Source organism: Seohaeicola nanhaiensis (assembly GCF_042654245.1).
Lineage (GTDB): Bacteria > Pseudomonadota > Alphaproteobacteria > Rhodobacterales > Rhodobacteraceae > Seohaeicola_A > Seohaeicola_A nanhaiensis.
Genome location: NZ_JBHSGI010000005.1, coordinates 335,136 through 346,709 on the forward strand (window position 1 = coordinate 335,136; position 11,574 = coordinate 346,709).

The window sequence follows — 11,574 nt, forward strand, 5'->3', positions numbered from 1 at the left end:
CCCAGAAGCGGTTAACGCCGCGCGATCACGGCGCGCGCGCCTTCCGCTTCTCTGGTTCGGAAATACCTCCGCCGGAGGCAGCGCCGCTTGCGGCGCTTCAGTTCCCGGCCTTCGGATCCTTGTAGACGCCCTGTTCCTTCAGCGCGTCCACCACTTCTCGCGGCATATAGCTCTCGTCGTGTTTGGCAAGGATCTCCGTGGCTTCGAAGGTGCCGTTGATGTAACGCCCGGTGCCGACCATGCCCTGGCCCTCGTCAAAGAGATCGGGCAGGACGCCGGTATAGCTCACCGGCACCGAGGCGCCGCCATCGGTCACACGAAACCGGATGGTCTCGCCCTGCCCGCGCTCGAGCGAGCCCTCCTCGACCAGCCCGCCTATGCGGAACACCTCGCCCGGCCCCGGCGGTTCGGCCATCACCTGGCTGGGCGCACGGAAGAAATTGATGCCGTCGCGCATGGCATAGCCGATCAGCGCGGTGCTGAGCACCAGCGCCACGGCCGCCAGCGCGATGATCTGGATGCGGCGTTGCTTCTTCAGCGATTTCATCTCGTCCTCCGTCCGTCGCAGCAAAACTCTTCCAAAGAGTTTTGCCAAAACTTTTCTGAAAAGTTTTGGCCCCTCACGGGAACAGCGGCGCCATCATCAGCGCGGTGGTTTCATCCTCGCCCAGCATCAGGTTGGCATTCTGCAGGGCCTGCCCGCTGGAGCCCTTGGTCAGGTTGTCCAGTACCGCCACGACGATCGCGCGCCCGTCGATCCGGTCGCCCGCGACGCCGATATGCACGAAGTTCGACCCGCGCACGTCATGGGTCGAGGGCGCAGTACCGAAGGGCAGCACCTGCACGAAAGGTTCGCCCACATAGGCGCTGGTCAACGTCTGGTGAATCTCCGCCGCATCCCCGCTCACATAGGCCGTGCACAGGATGCCCCGGTTCACCGGCAGCAGATGCGGCGTGAACTGCACCCGCACCGGCCGCCCCGCCAGCGCCGAGAACTCCTGATCGAATTCGCCGATATGCCGGTGGCTGCTGCCCAGCGCATAGGCGTGGTAGCCCTCCGACAGCTCGGTATGCAGCAGGCTCTCCTTCAGCGACCGCCCCGCCCCCGAGACCGCGCATTTCATGTCGAGGATGATGTCTTCCAGCCCGATCACCCCGGCCGAGATCAGCGGCCGGATGGCGAATTGCCCCGTCGCGGCGTTGCACCCGGTGCCCGCCACCAGCCGGGCGGCGCGGATCTCGTCGCGGTAGAATTCGGTCAGACCGTAGACCGCCTCGGCCTGCAACTCCATCGCGATATGGTCGTTGCCGTACCAGCGCTTGTAGGCCTCGGCTTCGCGCAGCCGGAAATCGGCCGAAAGGTCGACGATCTTCAGTCCCTTCGGCAGGTCGCGGATCACCGCCTGGCTGGTCTTGTGCGGCAGCGCGCAAAAGCAGAGATCGACCTGCGAAAAGTCGATGTCCTCGATCCGGCACAGCACCGGCAGGTCCAGGTGGCGCAGATGGGGAAAGACCTCGGCCATGGCCATGCCCGCCTTGCGTTGGCCCGACAGGGCAACGATGGACATGTTGGGGTGGCCCGAGATCAGGCGGACGAGTTCGGCGCCGGTATATCCGCTGGCGCCCAGGATTGCGATTCTATGGGTCATGTCAGACCTTCATGTTCCGTGATGACAGATAAGCGCCGGAGGTCCGGCCGCAAAGTGAGGCAAGGCGTCACGCCGCGTCGAAGCGGATCTGTCGTCGGAGGAACTGGGTCGCGCGGTCGCTCACCCGATCGGGCCGGCCGGTGGTCAGGAACCCGCTCGTGCCAGAGCCCAGCATGTTCGGATGCCGCTGAAGATAATCGGCCAGGCTTTCGGCGACCAGCTTCGCCTGGCTGAACACCTGCACGTCCGGACCAAGCGCCGCCTGAAACGTCTCTTCCAGCAGCGGATAGTGGGTGCAGCCCAGGATCGCCGCCTGCGGGTCGGGCATCTTGCGCCTCAGCGCCTCGACGTGGGAGCGCACCAGCGCCTCGGCCAGGATGGTGTCGCCGTCCTCGATGGCGTCGACCACGCCGCCGCAGGCCTGCGCCTCGACATCGACGCCGATGGCGCGGAAGGCCAGTTCACGCTGGAAGGCGCGGCTGGCGACCGTCGCCGGGGTGGCAAACAGCGCCACATGTTTCACCGCGACCTCGCGCGGGGGCGAGTTGTCGCCCCATTGCCGTTCGGTCAGCGCCTCGATCAGCGGCACGAAGACACCCAGCACCCGCTTTCCGGGTGGCAGGCCGCCCTCCTGAATGCGACGCAGGGCCGCCGCGCTAGCGGTGTTGCAGGCCAGCACGATCAGGTCACAGCCCCGCGCCCACATCGATTCGATGGCCGCCTTCGTCAGCGCATAGATGTCGTCGGCCGTGCGCACGCCATAGGGCGCATGGGCGCTGTCGGCAAAATACAGGAAATCCACCTCGGGCAGGCGTTTCTGCACGGCGTCGAGGACGGTCAGGCCGCCCAGTCCGGAATCGAAAATGCCTATGGCCATCTATGCGCGGGCGCGGTGCCGTTCCTCAAATTCATAGCCGTAGTCGAAGGACTCCAGCGGTTTCGGAGACAGCTCATACGTCGCTTTGCGCAGGAAATCCATCAGTGCTTTTCCCTCGCCCATCACGCGCAGATCCTCACGCGGAATCGGTGTGCCGATCACCACTTCGACCGGGGTATCGACGCGGGTGCGGAATTCCTTCAGCAGCAGTCCCAGGCGCAGGGTCGAATGCAGGTGGCTGGCGATCTGGAACAGGCGCGAGGTGTGGCCGGCAAAGAAGACCGGCACCACGGTGGCGCCCGACTTCGCGATCATCCGCGCGGTGAAGCTGCGCCAGCCCGGATCCATAGGGGTGGAAAACGGGCGCGCCGCGGTGCTGACCGTGCCGCCCGGGAAAATGCCGATGGCGCCCCCCTCGCCCAGATAGCGCAGCGCCTCCCGCCGGGTCTGCAGGTTCAGCCCCAGCGCATCCTTGGTCTCGTCAAAGCTGATCGGCAGCAGGATGCGGTTCAGATCCTCGGCCTGGCGAAACACCGAATTGGCCAGAATGCGGAAATCGCCGCGCGTCTGATGCAGGATATGCCCCATCATCAGCCCGTCGAGGATACCGTAGGGATGGTTGGCGATCAGGATCAGCGGGCCGGTGCGCGGGATATTGTCCAGCGATCCGCCCACGACGTTCAGCGACAGACCATAGCGGTCGACCATCACCTGCCAGAAGCTGCGACCGGCCGCGACCTCGTCGGCATAGCCATCGGCGCGGCGGATCAGCCGCAGGCGGCCGGTCGAGTTCTCGATAAGGCGGATCAGCGCCCGGCCGCTGCGGGTGGCGGCCGAATGGGAATAGGTGATGTCACGCGCGATATGGCGGCGGTCGGACATGAAGCGGCTCCGAAAAGGTCACCCGCCGGATTCGGACGGGCGACCCCAGTTTGCAACGCCTAGGTGACGGCTGCGTGACGCCCTATTCCGCCGCCTTCTCGAACCCCTTGCCGCCCTGCCGGATGGCCGTCAGAAGCTCTTCGCGCCGTTTCGCCGCCTTTTCGGCATTGGCTTCCTTCACCGGGCCAAAGCCGCGGATCTCCAGCGGCAGCGCGGCCAGAGCCGCGGCCGCATCGCGAGTGTCGGCTGTAACCGCCGGCAGAACCTCTTTCATGTCGGCCTCGTACTGCCGGATCAGCGCGCGTTCCATCCGGCGATCGGCGGAATAGCCGAAGACGTCGAAGGGCGTTCCACGCAGCGCCTTGAAGCGGGCGAGGAACCGCAGCGGGCCCTCCATCCAGGGACCAAAGGCGCGCTTTTTCGGGCGGCCCTCGGCGTCGGTGCCGGGCAGAACTGGCGGCGCGAGGTTGAAGGTCATCTTGAAATCGCCCTCGAACTCGGCCCGCGCCTTTTCCTCGGTCTTGCTCAGCAGACGCGCGACCTCGTATTCGTCCTTGTAGGCCAAGAGCTTGTGATAGCCGAGCGCGACCGCCTCCTTCAGCTTGGGATCACTGACCGAATCGACCAGCTTGCGATAGCGTTTCGCCAGCCGCGCGCTCTGGTAGTCGGTCAGGTGATCGGCGCGGAAGGCGATCCGCTCTTCCAGCGATTTCGGCTTGGCGACCACATTGCTCGGCACGATCAGGCGCTGCGCCTCTTCCGGATGCAGCACCGCCCAGCGGCCGATCTCGAAGGCGCGCTGGTTCTTCTCGACCGCCGCGCCGTTCAGCTCCACCGCCTGCCGGATCGACTCGTGCCCCAGCGGCAGCAGGCCGCGCTGCCAGGCCGCGCCCAGGATCATCATGTTCGAGAAGATGGAATCGCCCATCGTCACGCGGGCCAGTTCCGAGGCGTCGAACAGGTCCAGCCGGTCCTTCAGCCGCGCCTGCAGCGCCAGCTCCAGCCGGTCCGAGGGCACCTTGAACTCGGTATTGCGGGTGAAATCGCCGGTGATGATCTCGTGGTTGTTGACCACCGCGCCGGTCTGGCCGGTGCGCGTCAGCCCCAGCGTCTTGGCGCCCGCGCTCACCACCAGATCGCCGCCGATCAGCGCATGGGCCTCGCCGGTGGCGACGCGGATCGCGCTGATGTCCTCGGGCTTGTTCGCCAGGCGGCAATGGATGTGCACCGCGCCGCCCTTCTGTGCCAGTCCCGCCATCTCCATCATGCCGGCGCCTTTGCCGTCCAGCTGTGCCGCCTGCGCCAGCACCGCGCCGATGGTGACGACCCCGGTTCCGCCCACGCCGGTGATCACGACGTTATAGGTGCCGTTGATCGTCGGCAGCACCGGCTGCGGCAGATCCGGCAGGTCCAGCTTGGCGACATCGGGCTTTTTCACCGTCGCGCCTTCCAGCGTCACGAAAGAGGGGCAGAAGCCCTTGAGACACGAGAAATCCTTGTTGCACGACGACTGGTCGATGGCGCGCTTGCGCCCCAGCTCGGTCTCCTTCGGCACGATCGACACACAGTTCGACTGCACGCCGCAATCGCCGCAGCCCTCGCAGACGTCGGTGTTGATGAAGACCTTCTTCTCGATGTCCGGGAAGGTGCCCCGCTTGCGGCGGCGGCGCTTCTCGGCGGCGCAGGTCTGGATGTAGACGATGGCCGACACGCCCTCGATCTCGCGGAAACGCTCCTCGACCTTGATCAGATCGGCCCGCTCGTGCCACTCCAGCCCGGCCGGGAAACCGGCGCGCGCCGGCTCTTCCTTTTCGTCATAGACCACGGCGATGTGCTTGATGCCCATGGCCTTGAGTTCCTGCGCGATGCGCGCGGCATCCAGACCGCCTTCATTGGTCTGACCGCCGGTCATCGCCACGGCGTCATTGTAGAGGATCTTGTAGGTGATATTGGTGCCCGCGGCGACCGCCGCCCGGATCGCCTGGATGCCCGAATGGTTGTAGGTGCCGTCGCCCAGATTCTGGAACACGTGTTTGGTGGTCGAAAACGGCGCCTCGCCGATCCAGTTGGCCCCCTCGCCGCCCATATGGGTATAGCCCATGGTCGACCGGTCCATCCACTGCACCATGAAGTGACAGCCGATGCCCGCATAGGCGCGGCTGCCCTTCGGCACCTTCGTGCCGGTGTTATGCGGGCAGCCCGAGCAGAAATAGGGCAGACGCGCCGCGATATCGACGGCGTTGTCGTTGCGCCGCGCCTCCTGCAGCGCATCCAGACCCGAGCGAATCGCCTCGGTCTCGCGGCCCTCCTCGATCAGGATCCCGCCCAGCTTCTCGGCTATCATGATCGGATCGAGCGCGCCGCGCGACGGGAACAGCTCTTCGCGGTGCAGCTGACCTGCACCGCCCTTGTACCAGCCCCAGACGCGATAGCGGTTGTCGTCGAACAGCGCTTCCTTGATCTGGATCTCGATCAGCTTGCGCTTTTCCTCGACCACGACGATCAGGTCCAGCCCCTCGGCCCATTCATGAAAGCTCTTCATGTCGAGCGGGAAGACCTGGCCGATCTTGTAGGTCGAAATGCCCAGCCGCTCGGCCTCGGCCTCGTCGATGTTCAGCAGGCTCAGCGCATGCACCAGATCCAGCCAGTTCTTGCCGGCGGCCACCAGCCCGATCTTGGCGCCGGGCTTGCCCCAGACGCGCTTGTCGATGCGGTTCGCGCGGGCGAATTCCTCGGCCGCGAAGCGCTTGTAGTCGATCACCCGCGCCTCCTGCGGCACGCGGTCGTCGACCAGACGGATGTTCAGCCCGCCCTCGGGCATGTCGAAGTCGGGCACCACGGTCTTGACGCGGAACGGGTCGCCATCGACAACCGAGGTCGCCTCGACCGTGTCCTTCATCGTCTTGAGACCAACCCACAGCCCCGAAAACCGCGAGAGCGCAAAGGCATAGGCGCCGTAGTCGAGGATTTCCTGCACGCCCGCCGGCGAGACGATGGGCATATAGGCATCCATCAGCGCCCATTCCGACTGGTGCAGCGTGGTCGAGGATTCGCCGGTGTGGTCGTCACCCATCGCCATCACCACGCCGCCCAGCGGGCTGGTCCCGGCCATGTTGGCGTGGCGGATCACGTCGCCCGACCGGTCGACGCCCGGGCCCTTGCCATACCACAGGCCGAAGACGCCGTCGTATTTCCCCTCGCCCCGCAGTTCCGCCTGCTGCGCGCCCCAGAGCGCGGTGGCGGCCAAATCTTCGTTCAATCCCAGCTGGAAGGTCACGTCATGGGCGGCAAGATGCTTGGCCGCCCGCGTCATCTGCATGTCGACCGCGCCGAGGGGAGAGCCGCGATACCCCGTCACCAGCCCGGCGGTGTTGTGCCCCGCCGCGCGGTCGCGCTCTTTCTGCATCAGCATGAGCCGGACAAGCGCCTGCGTGCCGTTCAGAAGAACCGGAGTCTTGGTGAGATCGAAGCGATCGTTCAGGGAAATCTTCTGCGTGGTCATCTGGCGCCTCCCAACGTCAAATTAGGACTTCGTGCGATCAATAATAGGTCAAAAAGGTTGACCTGTATAGCCATTTTGCTGATTTTCCATGCCCCTCCGGAACATTTGATGCATATTGCCTTCACCCTTCTTGCATAGACCGGAAGTAGCTGAGAAACAGCCCGCTGGATTAGGAACGAAAGCCACAGAGATGGATTGGGACAAGCTCAGGATCTTCCACGCCGTGTCGGACGCGGGCAGCCTGACCCATGCCGGGGACAAGCTCAACCTGTCGCAATCTGCTGTCAGCCGGCAGATTCGCGCGCTTGAGGAATCCCTGAACACCACCCTGTTCCACCGCCACGCGCGCGGGCTGATCCTGACCGAACAGGGCGAATTGCTGTTCGACGCCACCCGCTCGATCTCGAAACGGCTCGAAGCCGCCGCTGCCCGCATCCGCGACAGCGAGGAAGAGGTCTTTGGCGAACTCCGTGTCACCACCACCTATGGATTCGGCACCCTCTGGCTGGTCCCGCGCCTGCCCAAGCTTTACGAGAAATACCCCAACCTCAAGATCGACCTCATGCTCGAGGAACGCGTGCTCGACCTGCCCATGCGCGAGGCCGACGTTGCCATCCGCATGAAGGAACCCAGCCAGGCCGACCTGATCCGCAAGCGGCTGATGACGGTGCAGATGCTGCTTTATGCAAGCAAGGACTATATCGCCCAGAACGGCGCCCCGACCGAACTCGAGGACATGGCGAACCACCGGCTCATCTGCCAGAACACCAACGCCGCGCAGGTCGCGGCGGGGGCGTCGCTGGTCCAGCACCTGATGGCCTTCAACCCGCACTCGCTGTTGACTGTAAACAACTATTTCGGCGTCTTGCAGGGCGTTCTGAACAATCTGGGGATCGGCGTCCTGCCGGATTACCTGGTCGAGGACTTTCCCGCCCTGGTCCGCATCCTGCCCCAGATCGAATCCGCCGATGTGCCCGTCTTCCTCGCCTATCCCGAGGAATTGAGGCAGTCTCAGCGGATCATCGCATTCCGCGATTTCGTGCAGGAAGAGGTTATTTCACATCGCAAGCAGATGCGGAATCTCGCGCGCCCCTGAGCCATGCGGTTTGTGCATATCGGGAATGCCCCGCCTGCGACACATAGTGCCTTGATCGCAGGCAGCGTGATGCCTATTTGTTCACTCGAAGGACGACGCATGAGAGTGCATCCCCTTCACCTCCCTGTTGGACTTCGGCCGAGCTTAGTGCTCGGCCTTTTTTTTGTTAGCGACGCAGACCAATCGTTGGGCACGCCGCGAACCCTTTGACCCGAACCCGCCATCGGCTGCCTGATGAGGGCGGTTCAGCCCGGCGCAGGGCGCGAATTTCCCTCGACCGGATCGGGTGCACACCCGGATTGTCTCTTTCCCCTTGTGCCCCCTTGTCCTAAAAGCGCGGCAACTGCCGCCCTGGGGATTTTCCGCACCATGCAAGAACCCGCGATCACACCCGATCTGATTGCCGCGCACGGCCTGAAACCGGATGAATACGAGCGCATCCTCGACATCATCGGGCGCGCACCGACCTTCACCGAACTCGGCATCTTCTCGGCGATGTGGAACGAGCATTGTTCCTACAAATCGTCCAAGAAATGGCTGCGCACCCTGCCCACCAGCGGGCCTCAGGTGATCTGCGGGCCGGGAGAGAATGCGGGCGTGGTCGACATCGGTGACGGCCAGGCGGTGATCTTCAAGATGGAGAGCCACAACCACCCCTCGTACATCGAACCCTATCAGGGCGCGGCGACCGGCGTGGGCGGCATCCTGCGCGACGTCTTCACCATGGGCGCGCGCCCGGTGGCCGCAATGAACGCGCTCAGCTTCGGCGTGCCCTCGCACCCCAAGACCCGCCAGCTGGTCAATGGCGTGGTGGCCGGTGTCGGCGGCTATGGCAACTGCTTCGGCGTCCCGACCGTCGGGGGCGAGGTGCGCTTTCACGCCGCCTACAACGGAAACTGCTTGGTCAATGCCTTCGCCGCCGGTCTCGCCGATACCGACAAGATCTTCTATTCCGCTGCCTCGGGCGTCGGAATGCCGGTCGTCTATCTCGGCGCCAAGACGGGGCGCGACGGCGTCGGCGGCGCAACCATGGCCAGCGCCGAATTCGACGACACCATCGAGGAAAAGCGCCCCACCGTGCAGGTCGGCGACCCCTTCACCGAAAAATGCCTGATGGAAGCCTGCCTCGAGCTGATGGCGACCGGCGCGGTGATCTCGATTCAGGACATGGGCGCGGCGGGCCTCACCTGCTCGGCCGTAGAGATGGGCGACAAGGGCGGCCTCGGCGTGCGTCTGGACCTGGAAAAGGTGCCGGTGCGCGAAAAGAACATGACCGCATACGAGATGATGCTGAGCGAAAGCCAGGAGCGCATGCTCATGGTCCTGCGCCCCGAGAAGGAGGCCGTGGCCAAGGCGGTCTTCGACAAATGGGATCTCGATTTCGCCATCGTCGGCGAGACGATTGCCGAGGACCGCTTCCTCATCATGCTGAACGGCGAGGTCAAGGCCGATCTGCCGCTGTCCAAACTATCCTCCGAGGCTCCCGAATACGACCGTCCCTGGGTGCCGACCCCGGCGGCGCAGCCGCTGGGCGAGGTCGCCGAGATCGACGCCATCGAAGGCCTGCGCGCCCTGATCGGCTCGCCCAACTACGCCGCCAAGAACTGGGTCTTCGAACAGTACGACACCATGGTCATGGCCGACAGCACCCGCACCCCGGGCCTGGGCGCCGGCATCATCCGCGTTCATGGCACGGGTAAGGCGCTTGCCTTCACCTCGGACGTGACCCCGCGCTATGTCAAGGCGAACCCCGAGGAAGGCGGCAAGCAGGCGGTGGCCGAGGCCTATCGCAACCTCACCGCCGTGGGCGCCCTGCCGCTGGCGACCACCGACAACCTGAACTTCGGCAACCCCGAAAAGCCCGAGATCATGGGTCAGTTCGTCGGCGCGATCAAGGGCATCGGCGCCGCCTGCGCGGCGCTCGACATGCCGATCGTCTCGGGCAACGTCTCGCTGTACAACGAAACCGACGGCAGCGGCATCCTGCCCACGCCGACCATCGGCGCCGTGGGCCTGATCGCCGACACCGCGCAGATCATCCGGCAAGAGGTGCGCGAGGGCGACCTCGCCCTGCTGATCGGCGAGACGAAGGGCCACCTGGGCCAGTCCGCCCTGCTGGCCGAGGCTTTTGGCCGCGAGGAAGGCGATGCCCCCGCCGTCGATCTGGCGGCAGAGAAGCGCAACGGCGAATTCGTCCGCGCCCAGTGCGCCCGGATCCGCGCCTGCACCGATCTCGGTGACGGCGGTCTTGCGCTCGCGGCCTTCGAGATGGCCGAAGGCGCGGGCCTCGGCGTGACGCTCGACGTGACCGGCACCGCGCAGCTCTTCGGCGAGGATCAGGCCCGCTATCTGGTCGCCTGCAGCGCCGAGGACGCCAAGGCGCTGACCGAGGCGGCCGCCAAGGCCGGCGTTCCGCTCGCCACGGTCGGCCGCTTCGGCGGCAAGACAGTCGCGCTTGGCGGCGCTGAGGCGCCCCTGGCCGAGCTATCGGCGCTCTATCGGGGCAGCTTCGCCAAGGCGGTGGCCTGACGGCATGGCGCGCCGGCTGATCCTGCACGTCGGCGATTGCAAGACCGGCTCGACCATTCTTCAGACCATGCTGGCCCGCGGGGATTGCAAACCCGCGGGCCTGCGCCTGTTCAGCCCAGGCACTGCCAATCACGGCGCCCTGGCCCGCAGCCTGGGCGAGCGCAAGGCGCTCTATCCGGCCCGCTGGAACGCCATCGCCCGGCGGCTGGACGGCGCGGAGTGGGATGTCGCCGTGCTGTCGACCGAGCTGTTCGAGTTCATCCCGCCCGCGCGGGTGGCCGAGGCCGTCAACACGCATCTCGCCCCCCTTGCCGATCAGATCACCGTCATCGCCTACGTCCGCCCCCATGTCGGCCGGGTGCTGTCGCAATGCGCCGAGAACCTCAAGCTGGGCCATGACACTGGCACGCAGGCCGACTTTCTGAAAAGCTTCCTGAAACGCGGGCGGCTCGACTTCGCCGGCCGGTTGGCCGGCTGGCGCGCGGCCTTTGGCGACAGCTTCCAGATGCGCCCCTTCATCCGCAGCCGGCTGAAGCAGGGCGACATCCGGCACGACTTCCTCGACCTGGTGCTGCAGGGGACGCCCTACACCCTCTCCGACAGCGGGCAGGACAGCAACGCCGCCCTCCCGGTCCCCGATCTTGCCCTGATGCGGATGCTGCAACAGCGCTTTGCCGACCTGCCGCTCGACAACCGTGTGACCTTTGGCAAGCAGTTCGGGCGGCTGTTGCGCGACCGGCCCCCGACCACCGCGGCCGAGCCGCTGCGCCTGCCCCGCGCGCTCTATGACTTGCTCTACCCCGCCGCCCGCGCCGATGCCGAGCGGCTGGACGCCGAGTGGATCGGCGCTCCCTGCTTCCTCCCCGATCTTGAAGCCGCGCGCGATGCCACCATCCCCACGCCGCAAAGCCTCGAGGCCGAAGACCATCATAGCCCCGAGACGCTGCGCCTGATGGCCGTCTGGGCCGACCTGATCGCCCGGCAGATGGGCGACGAGCCCAAGGACTTTGGCGCCAGGCTGCGCGACGGCGCCTAGCAT

8 protein-coding genes are annotated in these 11,574 nt (G+C 65.6%); 3 read left to right on the forward strand and 5 right to left on the reverse strand.

Annotation, left to right across the window (positions count from 1 at the left end; genetic code table 11):
* Positions 1 to 97: 97 nt before the first annotated feature.
* The 5 genes from ccmE to ACFO5X_RS08995 all read right to left on the reverse strand — a co-directional run bounded on the left by ccmE (position 98) and on the right by ACFO5X_RS08995 (position 6,910).
* The gene (gene ccmE / locus ACFO5X_RS08975) at positions 98 to 547 is read right to left on the reverse strand and encodes a cytochrome c maturation protein CcmE (RefSeq protein ID WP_380717009.1); all 450 of its coding nucleotides are present in this window, start codon (positions 545 to 547) and stop codon (positions 98 to 100) included.
* A gap of 73 nt (positions 548 to 620) precedes the next feature.
* Positions 621 to 1,649, reverse strand: a complete 1,029-nt coding sequence (gene argC / locus ACFO5X_RS08980; RefSeq protein WP_380717010.1) for an N-acetyl-gamma-glutamyl-phosphate reductase — start codon at positions 1,647 to 1,649, stop codon at positions 621 to 623.
* 67 nt (positions 1,650 to 1,716) lie between these two features.
* Entirely contained in the window at positions 1,717 to 2,526 is an 810-nt protein-coding gene (locus ACFO5X_RS08985; RefSeq protein ID WP_380717011.1) for a glutamate racemase, read from the reverse strand.
* Positions 2,527 to 3,408 (reverse strand): lysophospholipid acyltransferase family protein, encoded by an 882-nt coding sequence (locus ACFO5X_RS08990; RefSeq protein WP_380717012.1) that lies wholly within the window; start codon positions 3,406 to 3,408, stop codon positions 2,527 to 2,529.
* 82 nt (positions 3,409 to 3,490) lie between these two features.
* A complete protein-coding gene (locus ACFO5X_RS08995) occupies positions 3,491 to 6,910 on the reverse strand; it encodes an indolepyruvate ferredoxin oxidoreductase family protein (protein ID WP_380717013.1) in 3,420 nt (1,139 codons plus the stop codon).
* A gap of 190 nt (positions 6,911 to 7,100) precedes the next feature.
* Here ACFO5X_RS08995 and ACFO5X_RS09000 point away from each other — a divergent pair, with 190 nt between their 5' ends.
* The 3 genes from ACFO5X_RS09000 (at position 7,101) to ACFO5X_RS09010 (ending at position 11,571) form a co-directional block, all read left to right on the forward strand.
* A complete protein-coding gene (locus tag ACFO5X_RS09000; protein ID WP_380717014.1) occupies positions 7,101 to 8,006 on the forward strand; it encodes a LysR family transcriptional regulator in 906 nt (301 codons plus the stop codon).
* Between the two features lie 369 nt (positions 8,007 to 8,375).
* Positions 8,376 to 10,535, forward strand: coding sequence for a phosphoribosylformylglycinamidine synthase subunit PurL (gene purL / locus ACFO5X_RS09005; protein WP_380717015.1), 2,160 nt, complete (start codon positions 8,376 to 8,378; stop codon positions 10,533 to 10,535).
* A 4-nt stretch (positions 10,536 to 10,539) separates the two neighbouring features.
* Entirely contained in the window at positions 10,540 to 11,571 is a 1,032-nt protein-coding gene (locus ACFO5X_RS09010) for a hypothetical protein (RefSeq protein ID WP_380717016.1), read from the forward strand.
* Positions 11,572 to 11,574: the final 3 nt, after the last annotated feature.

Coding starts and splice junctions, on each gene's coding strand:
- ccmE (WP_380717009.1), bottom strand. CDS start 547: ATGAAATCGCTGAAGAAGCAACGCCGCATCCAGATCATCGCGCTGGCG.
- argC (WP_380717010.1), bottom strand. CDS start 1,649: ATGACCCATAGAATCGCAATCCTGGGCGCCAGCGGATATACCGGCGCC.
- ACFO5X_RS08985 (WP_380717011.1), bottom strand. CDS start 2,526: ATGGCCATAGGCATTTTCGATTCCGGACTGGGCGGCCTGACCGTCCTC.
- ACFO5X_RS08990 (WP_380717012.1), bottom strand. CDS start 3,408: ATGTCCGACCGCCGCCATATCGCGCGTGACATCACCTATTCCCATTCG.
- ACFO5X_RS08995 (WP_380717013.1), bottom strand. CDS start 6,910: ATGACCACGCAGAAGATTTCCCTGAACGATCGCTTCGATCTCACCAAG.
- ACFO5X_RS09000 (WP_380717014.1), top strand. CDS start 7,101: ATGGATTGGGACAAGCTCAGGATCTTCCACGCCGTGTCGGACGCGGGC.
- purL (WP_380717015.1), top strand. CDS start 8,376: ATGCAAGAACCCGCGATCACACCCGATCTGATTGCCGCGCACGGCCTG.
- ACFO5X_RS09010 (WP_380717016.1), top strand. CDS start 10,540: ATGGCGCGCCGGCTGATCCTGCACGTCGGCGATTGCAAGACCGGCTCG.